Annotated in this window: 25 protein-coding genes; 13 read left to right on the top strand and 12 right to left on the bottom strand. The window is 74.3% G+C overall.

Annotated features, from left to right (window positions below):
• Positions 1 to 60: 60 nt before the first annotated feature.
• Together FQ330_RS08380 and FQ330_RS08375 are read left to right on the top strand one after the other, a co-directional pair.
• On the top strand, positions 61 to 279 hold the full coding sequence (locus FQ330_RS08380; protein WP_128190749.1) for a DUF3107 domain-containing protein: 219 nt from the start codon (positions 61 to 63) through the stop codon (positions 277 to 279).
• Positions 279 to 581 (top strand): hypothetical protein, encoded by a 303-nt coding sequence (locus FQ330_RS08375; RefSeq protein ID WP_146356711.1) that lies wholly within the window; start codon positions 279 to 281, stop codon positions 579 to 581. Before FQ330_RS08380 ends, FQ330_RS08375 begins: the two co-directional genes overlap by 1 nt.
• Before the next feature lie 35 nt (positions 582 to 616).
• Here FQ330_RS08375 and FQ330_RS08370 read toward each other — a convergent pair whose 3' ends face one another.
• Positions 617 to 1339 (bottom strand): ferritin-like fold-containing protein, encoded by a 723-nt coding sequence (locus tag FQ330_RS08370; RefSeq protein WP_192575888.1) that lies wholly within the window; start codon positions 1337 to 1339, stop codon positions 617 to 619.
• A gap of 123 nt (positions 1340 to 1462) precedes the next feature.
• Here FQ330_RS08370 and FQ330_RS08365 point away from each other — a divergent pair, with 123 nt between their 5' ends.
• Positions 1463 to 2902: a DEAD/DEAH box helicase gene (locus tag FQ330_RS08365; protein WP_192575897.1), complete on the top strand. Its 1440-nt coding sequence runs from the start codon at positions 1463 to 1465 to the stop codon at positions 2900 to 2902.
• 445 nt (positions 2903 to 3347) lie between these two features.
• Here the strand turns inward: FQ330_RS08365 and FQ330_RS08360 are convergent, their stop codons facing one another.
• Complete coding sequence (locus tag FQ330_RS08360) at positions 3348 to 4217, bottom strand: PHP domain-containing protein (RefSeq protein WP_225792763.1); 870 nt, start codon at positions 4215 to 4217, stop codon at positions 3348 to 3350.
• Between the two features lie 23 nt (positions 4218 to 4240).
• Between FQ330_RS08360 and FQ330_RS08355 the strand changes: the two genes are divergently transcribed.
• Positions 4241 to 5248, top strand: a complete 1008-nt coding sequence (locus tag FQ330_RS08355; RefSeq protein WP_146356707.1) for an endonuclease/exonuclease/phosphatase family protein — start codon at positions 4241 to 4243, stop codon at positions 5246 to 5248.
• Here FQ330_RS08355 and FQ330_RS08350 read toward each other — a convergent pair.
• Positions 5236 to 6015 carry an esterase/lipase family protein gene (locus FQ330_RS08350; protein ID WP_146356705.1) on the bottom strand — a complete coding sequence of 260 codons (780 nt, stop codon included), beginning with the start codon at positions 6013 to 6015 and terminating at the stop codon, positions 5236 to 5238. The two genes, FQ330_RS08355 and FQ330_RS08350, sit on opposite strands and share 13 nt — an antisense overlap.
• 57 nt (positions 6016 to 6072) lie before the next feature.
• Here FQ330_RS08350 and FQ330_RS08345 point away from each other — a divergent pair, with 57 nt between their 5' ends.
• Positions 6073 to 7524, top strand: a complete 1452-nt coding sequence (locus tag FQ330_RS08345; RefSeq protein ID WP_146356703.1) for an aminopeptidase P family protein — start codon at positions 6073 to 6075, stop codon at positions 7522 to 7524.
• Positions 7525 to 7527: 3 nt separating this feature from the next.
• Here the strand turns inward: FQ330_RS08345 and FQ330_RS08340 are convergent, their stop codons facing one another.
• Positions 7528 to 8196: a LysE/ArgO family amino acid transporter gene (locus FQ330_RS08340; protein ID WP_225792762.1), complete on the bottom strand. Its 669-nt coding sequence runs from the start codon at positions 8194 to 8196 to the stop codon at positions 7528 to 7530.
• 85 nt (positions 8197 to 8281) lie between these two features.
• Between FQ330_RS08340 and FQ330_RS08335 the strand changes: the two genes are divergently transcribed.
• A complete protein-coding gene (locus tag FQ330_RS08335; protein WP_146356699.1) occupies positions 8282 to 9163 on the top strand; it encodes a LysR family transcriptional regulator ArgP in 882 nt (293 codons plus the stop codon).
• Here the strand turns inward: FQ330_RS08335 and FQ330_RS08330 are convergent.
• Positions 9146 to 9742: a general stress protein gene (locus tag FQ330_RS08330; protein ID WP_318655689.1), complete on the bottom strand. Its 597-nt coding sequence runs from the start codon at positions 9740 to 9742 to the stop codon at positions 9146 to 9148. The two genes, FQ330_RS08335 and FQ330_RS08330, sit on opposite strands and share 18 nt — an antisense overlap.
• 86 nt (positions 9743 to 9828) lie before the next feature.
• Here FQ330_RS08330 and FQ330_RS08325 point away from each other — a divergent pair, with 86 nt between their 5' ends.
• From FQ330_RS08325 to FQ330_RS08315, 3 genes are read left to right on the top strand one after another with little or no spacing between them, the layout of a single operon-like run.
• Positions 9829 to 11058, top strand: a complete 1230-nt coding sequence (locus FQ330_RS08325) for a magnesium transporter MgtE N-terminal domain-containing protein (protein WP_146356695.1) — start codon at positions 9829 to 9831, stop codon at positions 11056 to 11058.
• A 46-nt stretch (positions 11059 to 11104) separates the two neighbouring features.
• A complete protein-coding gene (locus FQ330_RS08320; protein ID WP_128189927.1) occupies positions 11105 to 11536 on the top strand; it encodes a DUF1003 domain-containing protein in 432 nt (143 codons plus the stop codon).
• Positions 11533 to 12618 (top strand): Mrp/NBP35 family ATP-binding protein, encoded by a 1086-nt coding sequence (locus tag FQ330_RS08315; protein WP_146356693.1) that lies wholly within the window; start codon positions 11533 to 11535, stop codon positions 12616 to 12618. The genes FQ330_RS08320 and FQ330_RS08315 overlap by 4 nt, the downstream gene beginning before the upstream one ends.
• 13 nt (positions 12619 to 12631) lie before the next feature.
• On the opposite strand, the gene FQ330_RS08310 is transcribed toward FQ330_RS08315, so the two are convergent.
• Complete coding sequence (locus FQ330_RS08310; protein WP_225792761.1) at positions 12632 to 12994, bottom strand: Sec-independent protein translocase family protein; 363 nt, start codon at positions 12992 to 12994, stop codon at positions 12632 to 12634.
• A 97-nt stretch (positions 12995 to 13091) separates the two neighbouring features.
• Here FQ330_RS08310 and FQ330_RS08305 point away from each other — a divergent pair, with 97 nt between their 5' ends.
• Positions 13092 to 13733 carry an O-methyltransferase gene (locus FQ330_RS08305; RefSeq protein WP_128189916.1) on the top strand — a complete coding sequence of 214 codons (642 nt, stop codon included), beginning with the start codon at positions 13092 to 13094 and terminating at the stop codon, positions 13731 to 13733.
• Between the two features lie 81 nt (positions 13734 to 13814).
• Here FQ330_RS08305 and FQ330_RS08300 read toward each other — a convergent pair whose 3' ends face one another.
• From FQ330_RS08300 to dapE, 3 genes are all read right to left on the bottom strand, one after another.
• On the bottom strand, positions 13815 to 13988 hold the full coding sequence (locus FQ330_RS08300; protein WP_128189917.1) for a DUF3117 domain-containing protein: 174 nt from the start codon (positions 13986 to 13988) through the stop codon (positions 13815 to 13817).
• Between the two features lie 83 nt (positions 13989 to 14071).
• Entirely contained in the window at positions 14072 to 15256 is a 1185-nt protein-coding gene (locus FQ330_RS08295) for a hypothetical protein (protein ID WP_146356691.1), read from the bottom strand.
• Positions 15238 to 16320, bottom strand: coding sequence for a succinyl-diaminopimelate desuccinylase (gene dapE / locus FQ330_RS08290; RefSeq protein ID WP_146356689.1), 1083 nt, complete (start codon positions 16318 to 16320; stop codon positions 15238 to 15240). The genes FQ330_RS08295 and dapE overlap by 19 nt, the downstream gene beginning before the upstream one ends.
• Before the next feature lie 23 nt (positions 16321 to 16343).
• Here dapE and dapD point away from each other — a divergent pair, with 23 nt between their 5' ends.
• From dapD to FQ330_RS08275, 3 genes are read left to right on the top strand one after another with little or no spacing between them, the layout of a single operon-like run.
• Positions 16344 to 17255 (top strand): 2,3,4,5-tetrahydropyridine-2,6-dicarboxylate N-succinyltransferase, encoded by a 912-nt coding sequence (gene dapD / locus FQ330_RS08285; protein ID WP_146356687.1) that lies wholly within the window; start codon positions 16344 to 16346, stop codon positions 17253 to 17255.
• Complete coding sequence (locus tag FQ330_RS08280; RefSeq protein ID WP_146356685.1) at positions 17255 to 18046, top strand: ABC transporter ATP-binding protein; 792 nt, start codon at positions 17255 to 17257, stop codon at positions 18044 to 18046. The genes dapD and FQ330_RS08280 overlap by 1 nt, the downstream gene beginning before the upstream one ends.
• The gene (locus tag FQ330_RS08275) at positions 18022 to 19602 is read left to right on the top strand and encodes a hypothetical protein (RefSeq protein ID WP_146356683.1); all 1581 of its coding nucleotides are present in this window, start codon (positions 18022 to 18024) and stop codon (positions 19600 to 19602) included. Before FQ330_RS08280 ends, FQ330_RS08275 begins: the two co-directional genes overlap by 25 nt.
• Before the next feature lie 23 nt (positions 19603 to 19625).
• On the opposite strand, the gene FQ330_RS08270 is transcribed toward FQ330_RS08275, so the two are convergent.
• The 3 genes from FQ330_RS08270 to dapC all read right to left on the bottom strand — a co-directional run bounded on the left by FQ330_RS08270 (position 19626) and on the right by dapC (position 23603).
• On the bottom strand, positions 19626 to 21077 hold the full coding sequence (locus FQ330_RS08270; protein WP_128189923.1) for an NCS2 family permease: 1452 nt from the start codon (positions 21075 to 21077) through the stop codon (positions 19626 to 19628).
• Positions 21078 to 21142: 65 nt separating this feature from the next.
• On the bottom strand, positions 21143 to 22399 hold the full coding sequence (locus tag FQ330_RS08265) for a citrate synthase (RefSeq protein ID WP_128189928.1): 1257 nt from the start codon (positions 22397 to 22399) through the stop codon (positions 21143 to 21145).
• 127 nt (positions 22400 to 22526) lie between these two features.
• Positions 22527 to 23603 (bottom strand): succinyldiaminopimelate transaminase, encoded by a 1077-nt coding sequence (dapC, locus tag FQ330_RS08260; protein ID WP_146356681.1) that lies wholly within the window; start codon positions 23601 to 23603, stop codon positions 22527 to 22529.
• Positions 23604 to 23606: the final 3 nt, after the last annotated feature.

The raw sequence follows: 23606 nt of genomic DNA, 5'->3' as shown, positions 1-23606 counted from the left end.
GGTGATCGCCCTCGGCGGACACGGCGGGACGGCCGCATCCGATCGCCTATCCTCGGGAGCATGGACATCCGCATCGGCATCAAGGACTCGGCACGCGAGATCGCATTCGACTCGTCGCAGACCGCCCAGGAGGTCGAGTCCGCGGTGCTCGCCGCGCTCGAGGCCGGGCACCTCGCGCTCGACGACGCGAAGGGGCGCCGCTACATCGTGCCGAGCGCGAACATCGCCTACGTCGAGATCGGCAGCGAGTCGACGCGCAAGATCGGCTTCGTCGCCTGATGCCCATCCTGGTCATCGTGCCGATGGTGTTCGGCGCCGCGATCGGGCTCGTGGCCCGCTACCTGCTGCCGGGCCGCGAGTGGGTGGGCCTCTTCCTCAACGTGCTCGCGCCCGCCGCCGCCGCCGGCGTCGTGTGGACGGCCGCCGCGATGCTCGGCGCCGCAGCCGACAACGGCTGGGCCTGGATCGGCAGCCTCGTCGCCGCGCTCGTCGTCGCGGTCGCGCTGCCGAAGGTCCTGCCGCAGCGCCGCGAGCGCGCGGACGCCGCGTACCTCGCAGCGCTCACCGCCCGCAAGGCCTGACGCCCGCCCGCACGGCTCGAGCCGCGCGCGCTGCCTCAGGCCGTGAGGCCCAGCTCGTCCATGCGGCGGGTGTGCGACGCGACGATGTCGTTGAACGCGGGCTCGAGCCGCGGCTGGCTCGGCACGGCGCGACCGGAGTCGTCGGGCCCGTTGACCGCGAGGTACATCTGCAGCAGCGCGTCGCCGACGAGCCGGCGGCCCCACACGGCCAGCCGGTCGGAGAGCCTCGGCGTCGCGTGGATCGCGGCCTGGAGGATGCGCACGAGGTGCCCGTGCGCGCTCTCGCCGCGGAGCGCCCGCAGCATGGCGTCCTGGTCGTCCTCGGGCAGCCCCGGCACGATCGCGACGAAGAAGTCCTCGAGCAGGCCGCTGATGACGTGGATCGCGAGCACCTGCTCGTACCAGTCGGCGCCCTCGACCAGGTTCGAGAAGTCCCGCGTGGCATCGGCGAACGGGCGCATCGCATCCTCGGGCTCGACGCCCTCGCCGTCCAGGATGCGCGCGAACGCCCCCGCGCGCGTCGCGTGGATGCGCACCACGTCGGCGAGCGCCACCTGCGTCTCGAGCGACGGCGCCTGCTCCAGCACGCGGCCGGCCTTCGCCACGAGGTCGAGCTCGAGGCCGAGCGCCTGGCCGACGAACGGCACGAGCGCGGGCCGCACGTCCTGCAGCAGCACGCGGTCGCCGACCACCGGGACGCGGTGATGCCGCAGCAGCTGGCGCGTCACGTCGCGCGGCGTCCTGTCGAACCACTTCACCACAGTCGAGCAGTCTAGGGCCGCGATGCGGCCGCGCCCGCACGCCCCCGGGTACGCTGGTCGGAGTAGACGAACAGGCGGAACCCTCTCTTGACCTTCCAAGACCTCTCCATCGACGCCGACATGGTCCAGGCCCTCGCCGACCGCGGCATCCTCGAGCCCTTCCCGATCCAGACGCAGACGATCCCGCTCGCGCTGTCGGGCCAGGACATCATCGGCCAGGCCAAGACCGGCACCGGCAAGACCTTCGCGTTCGGCCTGCCGCTCGCGCAGCGCCTCGGCGCCGAGCCCGCGGCCGGCGTGCAGGCGCTCATCGTGGTGCCCACGCGCGAGCTCGCCGTGCAGGTGACCGAGGACATGGAGCTCATCACCTCCAACCGTCCGACGACGGTCGTCTCCATCTACGGCGGCAAGGCGTACGAGGGCCAGATCGACCAGCTGAAGGCCGGCGCGCAGATCGTGGTCGGCACCCCCGGCCGCCTCCTCGACCTCGTGCAGCAGCGCATCCTCGACCTCTCCAACGTGAAGGAGATGGTGCTCGACGAGGCCGACAAGATGCTCGACCTCGGGTTCCTGCCCGACGTCGAGAAGATCTTCTCGAAGACCCCCGCGGTGCGGCACACGATGCTGTTCTCGGCCACGATGCCGGGCGCGGTCGTCGCCCTCGCGCGCCGCTTCATGTCGCGGCCGCTGCACATCCGCGCGACCGACGTCGACGAGACCATCGCGCAGGCCAACATCCAGCACGTCGTCTACCGGGCGCACTCGCTCGACAAGGACGAGGTCGTCGCCCGCATCCTGCAGGCCGAGGGCCGCGGCAAGGCCGTCGTCTTCACGCGCACGAAGCGCGCCGCCTCGCGCCTCACCGAGGAGCTCATCGACCGCGGCTTCTCGGCGGCCGCCGTGCACGGCGACATGAGCCAGGAGGCGCGCGAGCGCGCCATGGCGCAGTTCAAGGCCGGCAAGAAGGACGTGCTCATCGCGACCGACGTCGCCGCCCGCGGCATCGACGTCGACGACATCACGCACGTCATCAACCACACGATCCCCGAGGACGAGAAGGCCTACCTGCACCGCGTCGGCCGCACCGGCCGCGCCGGCCGCACCGGCATCGCCGTCACCTTCGTCGACTGGGACGACCTGCACAAGTGGGCGCTCATCGACCGCGCGCTCGAGTTCGGGCGCCCCGAGCCGGTCGAGACCTACTCGTCGAGCCCGCACCTCTACAGCGACCTCAACATCCCGGCCGGCGTCAAGGGCCGCCTGCACGCGACGCCGCCCAACAAGGAGGCCAAGCGCGAGGGCGTCGCGCCCGGCGCGCGCGCCGAGGCGCCCGGCCGCGAGCGCGCCGAGGGCGACCGCCCGCGCCGTCGTCGCGGCGGCCGCGGCCGCTCCGGCGGCGAGGGCCAGCCCAGGACCACGGATGCGGTGCCCGCGCCCGAGGGACGCGGCACGCACGACGGCGGCGGCACCGAGCACCACGACGGCAACGCCGCCCCGGCGCGCCGTCGGCGCCGCCGCAGCCGCTCGGGCTCGGCCACCCCTCCGCCCGCGCAGGCCTGACCGTCCGCCGCGCACCGCGCATCCGCTCGACGGCCGCTCCGCACTCCGCGGGGCGGCCGTCGTCGTGCGCCCCGCCCGCGCCCGTCCCGCCTCCCCCGAGTGGCGCCTCCCGCGATCGAGTGGCGGCCCGCGCGATCGAGTGGCGCCTCGCGCGATCGAGTGGCGGCTTGTGCGATCGAGCGGCGGCTCCCGCGATCGGGCGGCGGCGGCCGGCTGTTCGCGCGCTCTCGCCAGTCGATCGCCGGAGGCGCCAGTCACTCACCGGAAGCGCCACTCGATCGCCGGAGGCGCCACTCGATCCCCGCAGGCGCCACTCGATCCCCGCAGGCGCCACTCGATCCCCGCAGGCGCCACTCGATCCCCGCAGGCGCCACTCGATCCCCGCAGGCGCCACTCGATCCCCGGAGGCGCACTCCGCGGACGGGGGCGCGGGGCGCGGCGGGGGTCAGGCGGGGATGACCGGGGCCCAGCCGGTCGCGCGGCGCACGATCTCGGCGAGCACGGCGGGGTCGGTGGTGTGCTCCCCCAGCCGGTTCGGCTTGCCGTCGCCGTGGTAGTCGCTCGAGCCGGTGACGAGCAGTGACAGCCGCTCGGCATCGGCGAGCAGCTGCCGCCGGGAGGGCTCGTCGTTGTCGCGGTGCCACACCTCGACGCCGTCGAGGCCGGCGCCGACCAGGTCGCCGAGCGAGCCCATCCGCATCACCGCACGCCCGCGCGCCGCCGGGTGCGCGAGCACGGCGACGCCGCCCGCGTCCTTGATGATGCCGATCGCCTCCTCGGGCGCCGGCGCGTGGTGCGGCTGGTAGTAGCCGCCCTGCCAGTGCAGGATGCCCTCGAACGCGGCCGACCGGTCGGCGACGATGCCGAGCGTGACGAGCGCATCGGCGATGTGGGGGCGGCCGATCGTGGCGCCGGGCGCGGAGTGCTCCTCGACGTGCTGCCACGTGAGCGGGTAGTCCTGGCCGATCGCGTGCACCATGCGCTCGGCGCGCTCGACGCGCTCGAGCCGGATGCGCTCGCGCTCGCCGATGAACGCCTCCGCCTCCGGGTCGAGCAGGTAGCCGAGCACGTGCACGCTCGCCGGACCGATCTGCGCCGAGAACTCGACGCCCGGGATGAGCACGATGCCGCTCTCGATCGCCGCGACCGCGGCCTCGGCCCAGCCTGCGACCGTGTCGTGGTCGGTGAGGGCGACGGCACCGAGCCCCGCGGCCGCGGCCGCCCGCACGACGTCGCCGGGCGCATCCGTGCCGTCCGACTCGCGCGAGTGGGCGTGCAGGTCGATGGGGCCGATGCCCTCCCAGTCGTGCTCCACCCTGGAAGACTACGCTCGCCGTGATGCTCGTGATCCTCGGCTGGCTGCTCGCCCTCGTGATCGCCGCGTGCCTCGCGGTCGCCGCGTGGCCGCAGGCGCTCGGGCTCGAGCAGGCGCCGGTCGTGGCGCAGGTCGTGTCGATGCGGGTGGGCGTCATCGGCATCGCGCTCGCGCTCGCGGTCGTCGCGCTCGCCTTCGTCGGCTGGCGGCGCGTGCGGCCCTTCGTGCTCGGCGTCGTGTCGATGCTGCTGGTGTTCGCGCTCGTCTCGGGCGGCATCCACGCCTCGCGCGGCCTCGACGACGGGCAGGCCCTCGACCGCGCCTCCGACGACCTCATCGTGCTCACCTGGAACACCCTCGGCGACGAGCCCGGCGCCGAGGAGATCGCGCGCGTCATCGACGAGACGGGGGCGGATGCGGTGATGCTGCCCGAGACGACGCTGCCGCTGGGCGTCGAGGTGGCCGAGCTGCTCGGCGCGCGCGGCAACCCGTTCTGGGTGCACACCACCGACTACTCCCCCAGCTACGGCGCGCTCAACACGACGCTGCTCATCTCGGCCGCGCTCGGCGAGTACACGACCGACCTGTCGGTCGGCGGCACGCGCACGCTGCCGACCGTCGTGGCGCGGCCCGACGACGGCGACGGGCCGGTGCTCGTGTCGGCCCACCCGGTCGCGCCGGTGCCGCAGCAGATGCGCAACTGGCGCGCCGACCTCGACTTCGTCGCGGGCCTCTGCGACGGCTCCGACTCGGTCGTGATGGCCGGCGACTTCAACTCGACCCTCGACCACTGGTGGTCGACGCGCACCGACGGCGGCGACCTCGGCACGTGCCGCGACGCCGCGAGCGCCGTGGGCGCGGGTGCGGTCGGCTCGTGGCCGACGTGGGCGCCGCCGTGGCTGGGCGCGCAGATCGACCACGTGGTCGCGACGCCCGACTGGGAGCCGGTCGCCGCGCGCGTGCTGACGGGGCTCGACGACGTCGGCACCGACCACCGGCCGGTGCTCGTGCAGCTGCGCTACCGCGGCTGAGCCGGGGCTGCGGGCGACGCGGCCGACTCGCCCGTGAGCTCCGCGATCGCGGCGAGCACCGCATCCGCCGCCTCCCGGGTCGCGAGCGGCCGGAAGTGCCCGGCGGCCTCGAGGCGCACGCCGCGCATGCCGTCGGGCACGCGGTTCTGCGGCACGTGCGGGTCGATGCGCGGCAGCACGACGCGGATGCGGGCGTCGGCGCTGCGCTCGGCCGCGAGCGCGGCGAGCATCGCGTTCGACGGGTCGAACTCGCGGATGTAGCCGCCCGGCAGCAGCCTGGCGCGCGACGAGCCGGCGAACGGCGTGGCGAGCGCCACGAGCCCGGCCGGTTGCGCCTGCGCCGCGTCGAGCGCGCGGTCGACGAGCACGCGCTTGCCGATCAGGCCGCCCTTCGAGTGGCCGACGAGCACGATGCGCGCGTGCGGGTGCGCGGCCGCGACCCGGTCGACGACCGCTCCGACGACGGGTGCCGACTCGAGCACCGGCCGGAGGTTGCGGCCCAGCTCCGGCACGAAGTGCACCGCGTGCCCGGCGTGCACGAGCCGCTTCGCGAGCGGCTCCATGAAGCGCCACGTCTCGACGACGCCGGGGATGAGCACCGCGTGCACGCGCGCGCCCGGCATCCCTGTGAGCCGCGGCGGCGACGGGTCGAGCGCGGAGCGCACGTGCATGTGCGCCGCGAAGGCGTAGTCGCGCGCCCAGACGCGCACCTCCTCGGGCGCGATCGGGTCGATCCCGCTGAGGTCGATCGGTGCCGGCACGCGCATCGGGGCAGTCTAGATCGCGGGCCTGCGAGCCTCCTCGGCGGTGGGATGATGGGGCCCATGAGCGAATCGACGACGATGCAGGGCACGACCAACCGTTCCACCACGCCGACGGGATCGGCGTTCACCGAGCAGGTGCAGACCGGCTGGGCCGAGCGCGAGGCGACGACGCCCGCGCCGCGCGCATCCGCCGCCCCCGCCGCCGAGCGCCGGGCGCGCATCTCGGCGATGCACCCGGGCGTGCGCCTCGTGATCCCCGCGGGCGGGCTCAAGGTGCGCTCGAACGACACCGACTACCCGTTCCGGCCGCACCCCGACTTCACCTACCTCACCGGCTGGGGCTCCGACGCCGAGCCCGACTCGGTGCTCGTGCTCGAGCCCACGGGCGACGGCCACGAGGCGACCCTCTACTTCCGCGGGCCCGCCGGGCGCGGCACGACCGAGTTCTACGCCAACCCCGCGATCGGCGAGTTCTGGGTCGGCCCGCGCCCGTCGCTCGACCACGTCGCCGCGGAGCTGGGCCTCCGCGTCGCCGACCTCGACGGCCTCGCGGGCGCGCTCGAGGCCGGAGGCGAGGCGGATGCACTGGTCGTCGCCGGCGCCGACGCCGCGGTCGAGGCGATGGTCGCGGGCGCGAACCCCGACGGCGACGTGCTCGCGCGCGACCTGTCGGAGCTGCGGCTCGTGAAGGACGCGTACGAGATCGCCGAGGTGCAGGCCGCGGTCGACGCGACCGCGCGCGGCTTCGACGACGTGATCGCCGACCTCGCCGAGGCGACCCGGCACGAGCGCGGCGAGCGCGTCGTGGAGGGCGCCTTCCACCGTCGCGCGCGGCTCGACGGCAACGCGGTCGGCTACGACACGATCGCGGCCTCCGGCCACCACGCGTGCTACCTGCACTGGACGCGCAACGACGGCCGGGTGCGCGAGGGCGACCTGATCCTGCTCGACGCGGGCGTCGAGGTCGACAGCCTCTACACCGCCGACATCACGCGCACGCTGCCCATCTCGGGCGAGTTCACCGAGCTGCAGCGCAAGGTCTACGACGCGGTGCTCGAGGCGGCCGACGCGGCGTTCGCGATCGTGCGACCGGGCATCGTCTTCAAGGAGGTGCACGCCGCCGCGATGGAGGTCATCGCCCGCCGCACCGCCGAGTGGGGCCTGCTGCCGATCCCGGCCGAGCAGAGCCTCGAGCCCGACCAGCAGCTGCACCGCCGCTGGATGGTGCACGGCACGAGCCACCACCTGGGCCTCGACGTCCACGACTGCGCCGCCGCCCGCCGCGACTTCTACCACGACGGCGTCGTGCGCGAGGGGATGGTCTTCACGATCGAGCCGGGCCTCTACTTCCAGGCCGACGACCTCACCGTGCCGGAGGAGCTGCGCGGCATCGGCGTGCGCATCGAGGACGACATCGTCGTCACCGCCGACGGCGCCCGGAACCTCTCGGGCGCGATCCCGCGCACCGCCGACGAGGTGGAGGCGTGGATGCGTCGGGTGCGCGAGCGCTGACCCTCAGCCCGCGACGAGGGCGATGGCGATCGCGAGCATGACGGCCGCGATGCCGGCGTCGAGGATGCGCCACGCGCGCCGGGTGCGGAGCACGGGGGCGAGCAGGCGCGCGCCGAGGCCGAGCGCCGTGAACCAGACGACCGAGCCCGCGATCGAGCCGGCGAGGAACCACCAGCGGTCGTCGGCGAAGCCCGTCGAGACGGAGCCGAGCAGCACCACGGTGTCGAGGTACACGTGCGGGTTGAGCCAGGTGATGGCGAGCGTCGTGCCCGCGACCGACAGCGCCGACGCCGAGCGCCGGGCGACCGCGGTGCCAGCGGGCGCGCCCGGTGCCGCCTGTCCCTCCCCGACGGGCTCCGGCGCGAGCTCGAGCCGGTCGTCGCCGCGCCACGCGCGGCGCGCGGCGAGCGCCGCGTAGACGAGCAGGAAGAGCGCGCCGCCCCACCGGGCGACCGCCTCGAGCCACGGGATGCCCGAGATCACCGCGCCGAGGCCCGCGACGCCCGCGGTCTCGAGCAGCGCATCCGACACCGCGCAGATCGCGATCACGAGCCCGACGTGCTCGCGGCGCATGCCCTGCCGCAGCACGTGCACGTTCTGCGCGCCGATGGCGATGATGAGCCCGAGCGAGGCGCCGAGGCCCGAGGCGAGGGCGATGAGCTGCTGATCCACGTGCTCGAGGCTATGCGCGCCGCGATCTGCAGACCAGCGAAGGATCCTGCAGCATCGGAAGCTGCGCTTCATCTACGATCGAGCCGTGGACCTGCCCCTCGATCAGCTGCGCACGCTCGCGGCGGCCGTCGACGCCGGCACGCTCGACCGGGCCGCCGCGCAGCTCGGCATCACCCCGAGCGCCGTGAGCCAGCGCATCCGCGCCATCGAGCAGCGGGTCGGCCGCGTCGTGCTGCGCCGCACGAAGCCGGTGCGCGCGACCGAGGCCGGCGAGCCGCTCGTGCGCCTCGCGCGGCAGCTCGCGCTCCTCGAGCACGACACCCGCGTCGCGCTCGGCGAGGAGGCCGCTGCTCCCCGCATCCCGCTCGCGGTCAACGCCGACTCGCTCATCACGTGGTTCCTGCCGGCGCTCGGCGCGGTCGCCGCGCAGCGCGACGTCACCTTCGACATCCGCCGCGAGGATCAGGAGCGCACCGCGCAGCTGCTCGAGCAGGGCTCGGTCATGGCCGCGGTGACCTCGCAGCGCACGCCCGTCGCTGGCTGCGTCTCGAGCCCGCTCGGCCGGATGCGCTACGTCGCCGTGGCCGAGCGCGCCTTCGCCGAGCGCTGGTTCGCCGACGGGCCGACCCGGGCCGCCCTCGAGCGCGCTCCGATCGTCGACTTCGACCTGCACGACACGCTGCAGGCGGCCTTCGCGCGGCGCCACGGCGCCCGCGCCGAGGCGCCCCGCCACATCATCAGCGCCTCGGCCGAGTACGCCGAGGCGATCCGGATGGGCCTGGGCTGGGGCATGCTGCTGCCGGGCCAGTACGAGGCGGGCGTCGCCGACGGCTCGCTCGTGCAGCTCGCCGACGACGGCATCGAGGTGCCGCTGCACTGGCAGCGCTGGAACCTCGCCTCGCCGCTGCTCGACCTCGTCACCGATGCGGTGCGCGAGGCGGCGCGCACCTCAGCGGCGCTCGTCTGAGGGCTGCTCGGGGGGTGCCGCGGCGCCGGGCGGCGGCAGCTGCTCGGGCATTGCCGGCGCTGCCGGCTGCTGCGCGGTCGGCGCGGCCTCGGGCTCCTCGGCCGGCACCGGCGTGCCGCGCTGCCCGATGATGTGCATGGCCTTGCCGGCGGTCTGCTGCGGCGCCATCACGTCATAGCGGCCCGCGAGCACCTGCTGCACCGAGGCGTAGTCGCGCTTGCGCCGCGTCATCGCGTGCGAGAGCACCCCGAGCAGGATGCCGAACGCGAGGCCGAGGAGCGGGAACAGCAGCACCGAGCTGATCGCCTCGGGCACGAAGAGCATGTAGACGAGGCCGATGAAGGCGCCGAAGCCGAGACCGCGCAGCGCGCCCGCGCCGGCGACCTTGCCCCAGGTGAGGCGGCCGGTGATGCGCTCGACGATCTTCAGGTCGTTGCCGACGATGGCCAGGCCCGCGAGGTCGGCGTCGGCGCCCGACACCTTCGCGATCGCCGCCTGCGCCTGCTCGTACGTCTCGAACGACGCCACGACCACGCCGCGCGGCAGCTGCTGGTCCCCGCGCGCTGCTCCCTGGAACATGCTCACCTTCCCAGTCTCCCACGCGCACCCCGCGCGGCCCGGTCCGGTTCGCTGTCGGCGTCACCGCGCGCGGTACGTTGGACGGCATGAGCGCACCCACCGTCTTCGTCGCGCGCCTCGCCGGCGCGGGCGTCTTCGACCCCGCCGGTGAGCGGATCGGCAAGGTGCGCGACGTGGTGACGGTGCCGCGGCAGGACGCCTCCCCGCGCGTCGTCGGCCTCGTCGTCGAGGACACGAGCCGCCAGAAGGTCTTCCTCTCGATCGGCCGGCTGCTGTCGATCGGCGGCGGGCAGCTCATCGCCTCCGCCATCAGCGACCGCCGCTTCCGCCAGCGCGGCGGCGAGCGCCTGCTGCTCGCCGACGTGCTCGGCCGCCAGGTGCGCCTGCGCGACGGCTCGGGCGCGACGCTCGAGGACCTCTCGATCGCCGAGCGCGGCCCCGGCGAGTGGGAGGTCGACGAGCTCTTCCTGCGCAAGCCCAAGACCGGGCCGTTCGGCAAGGGCCCGACGGCGCTCGCGCGCTGGCACGAGGTGGAGCACGAGCCGGGCGCCGAGCACGACACCGAGCACCTGCTCGCCTCGCTCGAGGAGCTGCCCGCGGCCGACGCCGCGTCGGCGATGCTCGACCTGCCGCAGCAGCGCATGATGGAGGTCGCCGAGGACCTCTCGGACGACCGGCTCGCCGACATCCTCGAGGAGATGCACGAGGATCGGCAGATCCAGATCCTCAACGCGCTCGAGGACGACCGCGCCGCCGACGTGCTCGACCAGATGGAGCCGGACGACGCCGCCGACCTCATCGCGCACATGCCCGCCGACCGCGGCGAGACGCTCCTCGAGCTCATGGACCCCGAGGAGGCGGAGGACGTGCGCATGCTGCTCGCGTTCGGCGCCGACACCGCGGGCGGGCTCATGACGACCGAGCCCATCATCCTCGCCTCCGACGCCACCGTCGCCGAGGCCCTCGCGCTCATCCGCCGCCACGAGGTCGCGCCGGCGCTCGCCGCCGCCATCTGCGTCACGCTGCCGCCGTACGAGGCGCCGACCGGCCGCTTCCTCGGCATGGTGCACTTCCAGCGCCTGCTGCGCTACCCGCCGAACGAGCGCGTCGGCACGCTGCTCGACGACCAGATCGAGCCCGTGCTGTCCTCCACCTCCGCCGCCGAGGTCACGCGCCAGCTCGCCGCCTACAACCTCGTGTCGGTGCCGGTCGTCGACCCGGCCGGGCGGCTCGTGGGCGTCGTGACGATCGACGACGTGCTCGACCACCTGCTGCCCGAGGACTGGCGCGCGCAGGAGGAGGCGCCGCGTGGCTGAGCGCGACGACCGGTTCGCGCGCCCGAAGTCGCGCCGCGGCATCCGCATGCCCGAGTCGAAGGACCGCTTCGGCCGCTTCACCGAGTCGTTCGCTCGCGCGATGGGCACGCCCGCGTTCCTCATCGGGATGACGATCTTCGTCACCTTCTGGCTCGGCTACAACTCGCTCATGCCGCCCGAGGCGCAGTTCGACCCGCAGGACCAGGGCTTCCCGCTGCTGACGCTCGTGCTCAGCCTGCAGGCCTCCTACGCCGCTCCCCTGCTGCTGCTCGCGCAGAACCGGCAGGACGACCGCGACCGCGTGCAGATCGAGCAGGACCGCCTGCGCGCCGAGCGCAACCTCAACGACACCGAGTACCTCGCCCGCGAGGTCGTGGCGCTGCGCATGGCGATGCGCGACATGGCCACCCGCGAGTTCATCCGCGCCGAGCTGAAGTCGTTCGTCGACGACCTCGACGAGCGGCGCGCCCCGCAGTGACGATCGACCCTGCGCTCGCCCGGGCGCTCTCGACGGTCGTCGACCCCGAGATCCGGCGGCCGCTCGTCGAGCTCGACATGATCCCCGAGGCCGTCCTCGACGGCACGGTCGCGCGCATCCGGCTCGAGCTCACCGTGGCCGCGTGCCCGGCGGCCGACCGGATCCAGGCGGATGTGCGGCAGGCGGCCGCGTCGGTGCCGGGCGTCGAGCGCGTGGAGGTCGAGGTCGGCGTCATGGCGCCCGCCGTGCGGCAGGCCCTCGTCGAGCGGCTGCGCGGCTCGCGGCCGGCGCAGCTGGGGCCGGGCACCCTGACCCGCATCATCGCCGTCGCGAGCGGCAAGGGCGGCGTGGGGAAGTCGACCGTCACCGCCAACCTCGCCGTCGCGCTCGCGGCGCGCGGGCTCTCGGTCGGCGTGATCGACGCCGACGTGCACGGCTACTCGATCCCGGCGCTGCTCGGCACCGACGCCCGGCCCACGCGCGTCGGCGACATGATGATGCCGCCGGAGGCGCACGGCGTGCGGCTCGTGTCGATCGGCATGTTCGTCGACGGCAACCGCTCCGTGTCGTGGCGCGGGCCCATGCTGCACCGCACCCTGCAGCAGTTCCTCGCCGACGTCTGGTGGGGCGACCTCGACGTGCTGCTCATCGACATGCCGCCGGGCACCGGCGACGTGGCGATCTCGCTCGGCCAGCTGCTGCCGCACGCGGAGGTGCTCGTCGTGACGACCCCGCAGCGCGCGGCGGCCGATGTCGCCGAGCGGGCCGCCGAGGTGGCGCGGCAGACCGGGCAGCGGGTGCTGGGCGTCGTCGAGAACATGGCCGGGCTCGCGCAGCCCGACGGCTCCATCCTCGAGCTCTTCGGCGCGGGCGGCGGCGACGAGGCCGCGCGGCGCCTCGGCGTGCCGCTGCTCGCGCGCATCCCGCTGTCGGTGGCGCTGCGCGCCGGCGGCGACGCGGGCGCGCCGGTCGTCGCTGCCGAGCCCACCGACCCGGCGGCCGCCGCGGTCATCGCGCTCGCCGAGGCGCTCCGCGGCACGCGGCCGATCGCCCGCCGCAGCCTGCCGCTCGCCCCCGCGTGAGCGCCGCGCGGGGCTAGGTCGCCTCGTCGTCGAACCGCATCGGGCCCGAGGGCCGTGCGGGCAGGCCCGTCACGGTCGCGACCGACGCCTTCGCCGACGCGCTCGCGAAGTCCTCGGGCGGGTCGCGCAGCGCCTCCATCACGATGCGCCGCGGGTCGTACTGCCGCGGGTCGAGCTTCCGCCAGTCGACCTCGTCGAACTCCGGCCCCATCTCCTCGCGCATCCGCTCCTTCGCGCCGCCGGCGAGGTCGCGCAGGCCCCGCACGAGGGCGCCGAGCTTCTCGGCGAGCGCGGGCAGCCGCTCGGGGCCGATGAGGAAGGCCGCGAGCAGCGCGATGAGCAGCAGCTTGTCGAGGGTGATGCCGGCGAAGGACACCCCTCCAGGGTAGTCGAGCCGCGCGGGTGCGCCTCCGGGCGGCGAGCCGCGGCGGGCCGGATGCGCCGGGCTCGGTAGGCTCGCGGGCGGAGGAACCGTGCAGACACCATCGCTCATCGCCAAGTACCTCGACGACCTCGCCGCCGAGGACGAGGTGCTCACCGCAGCACGAGACGCCTCCGGCGAGCTCGGCATCACCGCCGTCGCGCCCAGCGTCGGGGCGCAGCTCGCCGCCGTCGCCGCGGCGACGCAGGCGAACGCCATCCTGGAGGTCGGCACCGGCGCCGGCGTGAGCGGCCTGTGGCTGCTGCGCGGCGCCCCGGGTGCGACCCTCACCTCGATCGACACCGAGCTCGACCACCAGCAGCACGCGCGCGCCGCGTTCTCGCAGGCCGGGATCCCGGTCACGCGCGCGCGGCTCATCACGGGCAAGGCGCGCGACCTGCTGCCCCGCATGAACGAGGCGAGCTACGACATCGTCTTCCTCGACGCCGACACCGCCGGCATCCTCGAGTACGTCGAGCACGCCCTCGCGCTCGTGCGCGTGGGCGGCTCGGTGCTCGTCGCGCACGCGCTGCTCGGCGGCCGCGTCGCCGATCCCGCGCAGCGCGACGACAGCGTCGCCGACGTGCGGGCGCTGCTGAAGGAGCTCTCGACGAGCGACGCCGTGCGCGCCGCCGTGTCGCCCGTCGGCGACGGCCTGCTGCAGATCGTGCGGCTCCCCGAGCCCACCCGCTGAGCCTCGCCGCACCGACGGCGAAGGGGCCGATCCGCCAGTGGATCGGCCCCTTCAGCTGTCGGGCTCAGCGGCCCGCCGGTGTCATGCGGAGACGACGACCTCGCCCAGCGCCCTGTGGAGCGCGGCGGCCTCCTCGTCGTTCACGGAGACGACCAGCCGGCCTCCGCCCTCGAGCGGGACGCGGACGACGATGAGCCGGCCCTCCTTGACGGCCTCGAGCGGTCCATCGCCGGTGCGTGGTTTCATGGCGGCCATGCGGCTCCCCCTTCAGTTCTCGTGGCTCTATTGTCTCATGTCCCGCTGACAGTTCCGGCAGGCGCGGCGCATGGCCGTGCGCCCTACGGCACGCTCCAGTCCGGGGCGATGTGGTGCCAGCAGAACCAGATCCACACCGGCTGCAGCGCGATCGACGCGGCGAGCACGAGCGCCCGCGCCCACCCCGGCCGCAGCGCGGCGACGATCGCCGCGGCGGGGAAGATCGGCAGCAGCAGCCGCCACGTCGACGACTGCGGGAACCAGACCGCGGCGAGGTAGACGAGGTACGCGATCGTCCAGAGCCTCCCCTCGAGCGCGACGCCGCTTGCCCAGGGGCCGGCGAGCAGCGCGACCGCCGCCGCGACGATGCCGACGAGCCACACGGGCCACCACGGGCCGAACCACCACTCGAGCCCGATCGGCCAGGGTGTGAACGGCACGAGCTCCTGTCGGCCGATGTACGCCGACCGCCAGCTGAGCTCGGTCTCGAGGTAGGAGTCGATGCTCCCGGTCACGACGGTGCAGGCGATGAGCCAGCCGAAGCCCCACAGCGCGCTCCACGCCCCGAGCCCCACGAGCATCCACCGCTCCCTCGGTGGGAACGCGTCGCGCTCGCGGGCCCAGCGCACGAGGAACCACAGCCCGAGCGCGAGCGCGAACGCGAGCCCGCCCGGGCGCGTGAGCGACATGATCGGCACCAGCACCCACAGCCACTCCCACGCGCGCAGCCGCCATGCGAGCAGCGCGCCCGAGAGCAGCAGCAGGAAGAGCGACTCGGCGTAGCCGAGCTGCAGCACGGGCGCGACGGGCGACAGCAGCACGAGCGCGAGCGCGAACCGCTCGCGGCCCGGCGCGATCTCCTGCAGGAGCCGGTAGGCCACGAGCGCGAACGCCGCCGAGGCCGCGACCGACAGCAGCACCGCCGCCGCATCCCACGACAGCCCGAGCGCCATGATCGCGCGCGCGAGCATCGGGTAGACGGGCATGAACGCCCAGGCGTTCTCCCCCACGTGCCCGTCGTCGTCGAGCGGCAGCTCGGCCGGGTAGCCCGACATGGCGACGATGTAGTACCAGTGGGCGTCCCACATGGTCGAGTAGTCGAGCAGCCCCGGGCCCGCGGGCGTCCAGAACGAGCGCCCCTGCACGCCCGCGAAGGCGCCGAGGAACGCCGTGCTCACGAGCCGCGAGACGAGCCACAGCGCGAGCGGCCACAGCCACCAGCGCTCGGCGAGGCGGGCGCCCCGGTCGGTCAGGCCCGCGAGAGCCACGTGCGGAGGCTCTCCTCGGTCGCGACGATCTGCGCGACCGGCACCGACTCGTCGTCGGCGTGCGCCTTCGTCGGGTCGCCGGGGCCGAAGTTGACGGCTGGGATGCCGAGCGCCGAGAAGCGGGCGACGTCGGTCCAGCCGTACTTCGGCTGCGGCGTCGCGCCGACGGCGTCGATGAACTCCTGCGCGAGCGGCGCGTCGAGGCCCGGGCGGGCGCCCGCGGCCGCGTCGACGACGCGCACGTCGAAGCCCTCGAAGAGGTCGACGACGTGCTCGGTCGCCTCCTGCACCGAGCGCGACGGCGCGAAGCGGTAGTTGACCTGCACGACGCACTCGTCGGGGATGACGTTGCCGGCGACGCCGCCGGAGATCATGACGGCGTTCAGGCCCTCGCGGAACGTCAGCCCCTCCACCTCGATCGACCGCGGCCGGTACGACTGCAGCACCTGCAGCACCTCGGCGGCGTCGTGGATGGCGTTGTGCCCGACCCACGAGCGCGCCGAGTGGGCGCGCACGCCGCGCGTGCGGATCTCGGCCCGCAGCGTGCCGTTGCAGCCGCCCTCGATGTGGCCGTTGGAGGGCTCGCCCAGGATGGCGAAGTCGCCCTCCATGAGCTCGGGATGGGCGGCGGCCAGCAGGCGCAGGCCGTTCCGGTCCTCCCCCACCTCCTCGTGGTCGTACCAGATCCACGTGACGTCGACGTCCGGCTCGGCGAGCTCGGCGGCGAGCTTGAGCTGCACGGCGACGCCCGCCTTCATGTCGACGGTGCCGCGGCCCCACAGGTGCGGCTCCCCGTCGACCTCGACGTCGCGCACCGGCACGTTGCCGTTGATCGGCACGGTGTCGATGTGCCCGGCGATCACGACCCGCCGGTCGCGCCCGAGGTGCGTGCGCGCCACGACGGTGTCGCCGACGCGCGACACGTCGAGGTGCGGGTGCGCGCGCACGGCCGCCTCGATCGCGTCGGCGAGGGGTCCCTCGTTGTCGGAGACGGAGTCGATGTCGCAGAGCTGGCGGGTGAGGTCGACGGCGGTCGCGGACAGGTCGAGCGAGGGAGCGGCCATGGCCTCCAGCCTAGACTCGGAGCATGGCTCGCCCCGCACACGGACATGCGCTCGTCACCGTCTTCGACGGGCGCATCCTCGACGCCTGGTACCCGGCGCCGGCGCTCGGCGCGGCCGACGGCGCCGCCGCGCCCGAGGGCCTGGCCGAGCAGGCGGGCCCCGTCCCCGAGCGCGGCGTCGACGTCGAGCACCGCCTGGTGGAGATCGACCTGGATGCGCCGCCGTCGTCGGTCGAGGACGCCTTCCTGCGCCTGCACCTGCTGAGCCACCGCCTCGTGCGCCCGAACTCGATCAACCTCGACGGCATCTTCGGCGCGCTGCCGCTCGTCGCGTGGACGAGCGCCGGCCCCGTCGACCCCGCGTGGGCGGCCGCCCACCGCGTGCAGCTGCAGCGCGCGGGCATCCAGGTGCAGGTGCTCGACCGCTTCCCGCGCATGACCGACTATGTGCTGCCCGAGGGCGTCCGCATCGGCGACGCCGCGCGCATCCGCCTGGGAGCGCACCTCGCGCCCGGCACCGTCGTCATGCACGAGGGATTCGTGAACTTCAACGCGGGCACGCTCGGCGCCTCGATGGTCGAGGGCCGCATCTCGCAGGGCGTGGTCGTCGGCGACGGCACCGACATCGGCGGCGGCGCGTCGATCATGGGCACGCTCTCGGGCGGCGGCACCGAGCGCATCGTGCTCGGCGAGCGCGTGCTGCTCGGCGCGAACGCGGGCGTCGGCATCTCGCTCGGCGACGACTCGGTCGTCGAGGCGGGGCTCTACGTCACCGCGGGCACCAAGGTCACGGTCCAGCCCGGCGGCGAGACGGTGAAGGCGGTCGAGCTCTCGGGCCGGCCGGGTCTGCTCTTCCGCCGCAACTCGGTCTCGGGCGCCGTCGAGGTCGTCGCGCGCGACGGCCGCGGCGTCGAGCTGAACGCGGCCCTCCACTGATGGAGGCGGCGGAGCCCGCCGCGGCGCCGGTCCCCGCGCTGCACCTGCAGCAGCTCGCGAAGCGCTTCGGGCAGAAGGTCGCGGTCGACGGGCTCACCCTCGCCGTGCCGCAGGGCTCGCTCTTCGGGCTCGTCGGGCCGAACGGCGCCGGCAAGACGACGACCCTCTCGATGGCGACGGGGCTCCTGCGCCCCGACCACGGCGCCGCCGCGGTGCTGGGGCGCGACGTCTGGCGCGACCCGGCCGCAGCCAAGGCGATCATGGGCGTGCTGCCCGACGGCGTGCACCTCTTCGACCGGCTCACCGGCGCGGAGCTGCTGCGCTACACGGGCCTCCTGCGGGGCATGCCCGAGACCGACGTCGTCGCCCGCGCGTCCGACCTGCTCGGTGCGCTCGGCCTCGACGGCACGGGCGGCACGGCGGTCGCCGACTACTCCGCCGGCATGCGCAAGAAGATCGCCCTCGCGTGCGCGCTCATCCACGCCCCGAGCCTCCTCGTGCTCGACGAGCCGTTCGAGTCGGTCGACCCGGTCTCCGGCGAGGCGATCCGCGCCATCCTGCGCGGCTTCGTCGCCTCCGGCGGCACCGTCGTGCTCTCGAGCCACGTGATGGAGCTCGTCGAGTCGCTCTGCGACCGCGTCGCCGTCGTCGCCGAGGGGCGCCTGCTCGCGACCGGCACGCTCGACGAGGTGCGCGCAGGCACGAGCCTGCAGCACCGCTTCGTGCAGCTGGTGGGCCGCGAGGCGCTCGGGACGGAGACGCTCGCGTGGCTGCGCTCTGCATCGCGCTGAGGTACCGGCTGCTCGTCGGCTCGCTGCGGGAGAGCCCGTGGGCGGTCGTCGCGCTCGTGCTCAGCGTGCTCGGCGCGCTGTCACTGCTCGGCTCGAGCGCGCTCGGCGCGATCGCGATCCGCGTGCTCGTGCCCGAGCTCGGCGCGCACGCCGCCGTGCTCGCGGGCGCCGCGCTCACCGTGGGCCTCACCGCGATCGCGGTGCTCGTCGGCACGAGCGACCCGCTCGCGCCCGAGCGCTTCAGCCTGCTGCCGGTGCGCGTGCCGCAGCTGCGGCGCGGGCTGCTCGCCGCCTCGCTGCTCGACCCCTGGGGCGCGGTCGCGGTGCTCGCGGTCGTGATCGGCCTCATCGTCTGGTCGACCTCCGCCGCGGCGCTCGTCGCGGGCGCGCTGCTGCTGCCGGTCGCGGTGCTCACGGTGCTGCTCGTCACGCGCGTCGTCGCCGACCTGCTCGCCCGGCAGCTCGCGAGCCGCCGCGCCCGCGACGTCATGGCGCTGCTGCTGCTCGTCGCGATCGCAGGCGTCGCGATCGGCATGCAGTCGCTCGCCGCGGGGGTCGGCGAGCTGGGCGACGCGGCGCCGGTGGTGGCGGATGCGTCGCGCGTCGTCGGGTGGACGCCGCTCGGGGCCGTGTTCGACGTGCCGCGCGCCGTCGCGGCCGGCGCTTGGCCGGAGGCCGCCGCCAAGCTCGCGATCGCCCTCGCCACGGTCGCGCTGTGCTGGTGGGCGTGGGGCCGCCTGCTCGCGGAGCGGCTGACGAACCCGATCGTGCTCCGCGGCGGCGGACGGGTGCGCGAGGGGCGCCTGCTCGACCGCCTGCTCCCCGCCACCCCGGCCGGCGCGATCGCGGCGCGGAGCATCCGCTACCGCCGCCGCGACGTGCGGCACCTCATGAACGTGATCGCGGTGCTCATCGTGCCCGCGATGATCGCGGGCCTGCAGCTCGTCGCCGAGGAGGTGCCTCGTGGGCCCGTGGCGCTCGTGCTCCCGCTGCTCACGGCGATCATCGCCGCGAGCATGCTGCAGATCGACGTCGCCTACGACAGCAGCGCGTTCGCGTGGCACCTGCTCGCCGGGGTGCGCGGCGTCGACGACCGCGCGGGCCGGCTGCTCGGCACCTCGGTCGTCTTCGTGCCGGCGCTCGCGATCACCGCCGTGCTCGCGTGCTGGGCGGCCGGCCGCTGGGACGCGCTGCCCGCGAGCCTCGCCGTCGGCGTCGGCACGTACGGGCTCGTCGGCGGCGCGCTGCTGTGGCTCGGCGCCCACCTGCCGGGCGAGGCGCCGCCGCCCGGCTCGAACCCGCTCGGCCGCGGCTCGTCGGGCGGCGTGCAGCCGCTCGCAGGCGTGGCGCTCTCGCTGCCGGTGCTCGGCATCGCGGGCGCGCCGTTCCTGCTGCCGGCGGTGGCCGCGCTGTGGATCCCGTGGCTCGGCTGGGTCGCGCTCGCGGCGGCGCTCCTGATCGGCGCACTCGCGTCATGGCTCGGCATCCGCTTCGGCGGCGCCGCGCTCGACCGCCGCGGCCCCGAGGTGCTGGCGCAGGTCTCGAAGGCGCACTGAGCCTCGGCGGCCGCCCGACGGCGTCAGCCGATGAGCGCCTGCAGCGGTCCGCGCACGAAGAACACGACGAAGAGCGCCGCGACGATCCACAGCAGGGGCGAGATCGTCTTCGCGCGCCCGGAGACGGCGTTGATGATCACCCACGCGATGAAGCCGACGCCGATGCCGTTGGCGATGTTGTAGGTGAGCGGCATCACGACGATCGTGAGGAACGCGGGCAGCGCGACGCGGAAGTCGGTGAAGTCGATGTCGGCGATCTGGCTCATCATCATCGCGCCGACCACGACGAGCGTCGCGGCCGCGACCTCGAGCGGCACGATCTGCGTGAGCGGCGTGAGGAACATCGCGGCCAGGAACAGCACGCCGGTCACGACCGAGGCGAGCCCGGTGCGGGCGCCCTCGCCGATGCCGGCCGCGGAGTCGACGAACACCGTGTTCGACGACGCGCTCGCGCCGCCGCCCGCGATCGCGCCGACGCCCTCGACCACGAGGGCGCGCTTCAGGCCCGGGAACTGGCCGTCGGGCGTCGCGATGCCCGCCTGGCGCGCGAGGCCCGTCATCGTGCCCATCGCGTCGAAGAAGTTGAGGAACAGCAGCGTGAAGATGAACATCGTCGTCGCGAGCATGCCGATCCGCTCGAACGAGCCGAACGAGACCTGGCCGACGAGCGAGAGGTCGGGCAGCGCGACGATGCTCGTCGGCAGCGCCGGGGCGTTGAGGTTCCACGCGTCGGGGTCCTGGCCGAGCGACGGGCCGACGCGGAAGATCGACTCGAGCACGATCGCGATCACCGTGGTGGCGACGATGCCGATGAGGAGCGCGCCCTTGACGCGCAGCGCCATCAGGATGCCCATGAGCACCACGCCGATGACGAACGTCGCGGTCGGCAGCGACGTGATCGAGCCGCCGTCGCCGAGCTGCACGGGCGGCGCGGCGATGCCGGTCGAGCGCACGAAGCCCGAGTCGACGAAGCCGATGAAGGCGATGAACAGGCCGATGCCGACCGCGATCGCGCTCTTGAGCGCCGCGGGCACGGCGTCGAAGATCATCCGGCGCAGGCCGGTCGCGGCGAGCAGCACGATGATGAGGCCGTTGATGAGCACGAGGCCCATCGCCTCCGGCCACGTCAGCTCGCCCACGAGGCCGAAGGCGAGGAACGAGTTGATGCCGAGGCCCGCCGCGAGCCCGAAGGGCACGTTGGCGATGAGCCCCATCGCGAGCGTCATCAGGCCGCCCACGAGCGCCGTGACGGCCGCGACCTGGCCGTTGGGGAGCCATCCGCCCTCGACGTCGGTCGCCGCCTGGTCGGCCGAGAACCCGCCGATGATGAGCGGGTTCAGCACGATGATGTACGCCATCGCGAAGAACGTGACGAGGCCGCCGCGGATCTCCTGCGAGACGCTCGAGCCGCGCTCGGAGATCTTGAAGAAGCGGTCGACGGCGCCGGTGGGCGTCGCCTGCGTGGTGCTGGTCATGGATGCTCCGGGTCAGCCGCGCAGGCGGCACGGGGGCGAGCGGCGGGGCCGCAGGCCGGGGTGGGTCAGATGTGGCGCTCGGTGGGGCCGACGTACAGCTGCTGCGGGCGGCCGATCTTCGTCTGCGGGTCGAGCATCATCTCGCGCCAGTGCGCGATCCAGCCGGGCAGGCGGCCGATGGCGAACAGCACCGTGAACATGCGCTCCGGGAAGCCCATCGCCTTGTAGATGACGCCCGTGTAGAAGTCGACGTTCGGGTAGAGCTTGCGCTCCTTGAAGTAGTCGTCGGCGAGCGCGACCTGCTCGAGCTCCTGCGCGATGTCGAGCAGCGGGTCGCGCACGCCGAGCTGCGCGAGCACCTCCTCGGCGGATGCCTTGACGAGCTTCGCGCGCGGGTCGTAGTTCTTGTAGACGCGGTGCCCGAAGCCCATGAGCTTCACGCCCTGCTCCTTGCGCTTCACGCGCTCGACGAAGCGCTCGACGCCGTCGCCGGAGTCGCGGATGCCGCGCAGCATCGCGAGCACGGCCTCGTTCGCGCCGCCGTGCAGCGGGCCCGAGAGGGCGTGGATGCCGGCCGAGACCGAGGCGAACAGGTTGGCGTCGGTCGAGCCGACGAGCCGCACGGTCGAGGTCGACGCGTTCTGCTCGTGGTCGGCGTGCAGGATGAGCAGCCGCTCGAGCGCGCGCACCATCACCGGGTTCTGGATGTACTCCTCGGCCTGGATGCCGAAGTTGAGCTTGAGGTAGTTCTCGACGAACGAGAGCGAGTTGTCGGGGTAGAGGAACGCCTGCCCGATCGACTTCTTGTGCGCGTACGCGGCGATGACCGGCATCTTCGCGAGCAGCCGGATGGTCTGCTTGTCGACCTTGTCGGCGTCGCGCGGGTCGTGGTCGTGCTCGTAGTACGTCGACAGGGCGCTCACGGCGCTCGAGAGCGCGCTCATCGGGTGCGCGTCGCGCGGCAGCGCGTCGAAGAAGCGGCGCAGGTCCTCGTGCAGCAGCGTGTGGCGGCGCACGCGCTGGTCGAAGCCGGCCAGCTCGTCCTCGCTCGGCAGCTCGCCGTAGATGAGCAGGTGCGCGACGTCGAGGAACGTCTTCTGCTCGGCGAGCTCCTCGATCGGGTAGCCGCGGTAGCGCAGGATGCCCTCGTCGCCGTCGATGTAGGTGATCGACGAGCGGGTGGCGGAGGTGTTGACGAAGCCGTAGTCGAGGGCCGTGAGGCCGGTGTCGCGCGTGAGCTTCGACACGTCGATCGCGGAGCGGCCGTCCGAGGCCTCGAGCACCTGCAGCTCGGTGGAGCGGCCGTCGTGCTGGAGCGTCACGCTGCGGCCGGCAGCGGAGCCGGCGTCGCTCGCCCGCGTCGAGATGGCAGGGCTGGTTGCGGTGTCCTCGGTCGTCACCAGGACAGCCTACCCGCCCTCCGGCGGCGCCCTCCCACGCCGCCGGGGCTCAGCCGCGCAGGCGCGCCGCGGCCTCCGCGATGTCGTCGTCGGATGCGGTGAGCGCGACCCGCACGTGGGTCGCGTCGCCGTAGAAGGTGCCCGGGGCGACCAGGATGCCCAGCCGCGCGAGCGCGTCGACCTGCGCGAGCGCATCCGTGCCGTCGGTCGCCCACAGGTACAGGCCCGCCTCCGACTCGACCGCGAAGCCGCGCTCGCGGAGCGCCGGCAGCAGCAGCGCGCGCCGCGCCCGGTAGCGCTCGCGCTGCTCGTCGACGTGGCTCGCATCGCCGAGCGCGACCGCGAGCGCATGCTGCACGGGGCTCGGCGCCATGAGGCCGAGGTGCTTGCGCACCGCGAGCACCCGCTGCACGACCGCCGCGTCGCCGGCGACGAACGCGGCGCGGTAGCCGGCGAGGTTGGACTGCTTGCTGAGCGAGTAGACGGCGATGAGGCCCGACAGGTCGCCGTCGGTGACGCGCGGATCGAGGATCGAGGGCGCCTCGTCGACCTCCCACGGCAGCAGCGCGTAGCACTCGTCGCTCGCCACCACGACGCCCCGCTCGCGCGCCGCGCGCACGACGCGCCGCAGCGCATCCACGCCCAGCACCGCGCCGGTCGGGTTCGACGGCGAGTTGAGCCACACGAGCCTCGTCGACTCGGGCCAGGTGCCTGGGTCGTCGGCGGGCACCGGCGTCGCGCCGGCCATCCGCGCGCCGATGTCGTAGGTCGGGTAGGCGACGGCCGGGTGCACGACCGCGTCGCCCGGGCCGAGGCCGAGCTGCTGCGGGAGGCCGGCGACGAGCTCCTTCGAGCCGACCGTCACGAGCACGCTCTCGTCGGTCAGGCCCGGCACGCCGCGCACGCGGGCGAACCACTCGACGATCGCCCGGCGCGCCTCGGGCGTGCCCCAGTTCGTCGGGTAGCCGTGCGCGTCGGTCGCCTCGCGCAGCGCCCGCTGCAGCAGCTCGGGCGTCGGGTCGACGGGCGAGCCGACGCTGAGGTCGACGAGGCCGCCGGGGTGCGCGCTCGCGAGCGCCTTGGCGTCGGCGAGGGTGTCCCAGGGGAAGTCGGGCAGGCGGAGCATCGG

It is taken from the genome of Agrococcus sediminis (genome assembly GCF_007923295.1).
Lineage (GTDB): Bacteria > Actinomycetota > Actinomycetes > Actinomycetales > Microbacteriaceae > Agrococcus > Agrococcus sediminis.
Note: the sequence above shows the minus strand (reverse complement) of the source record. Positions and strands in the feature narration are given on the sequence as shown.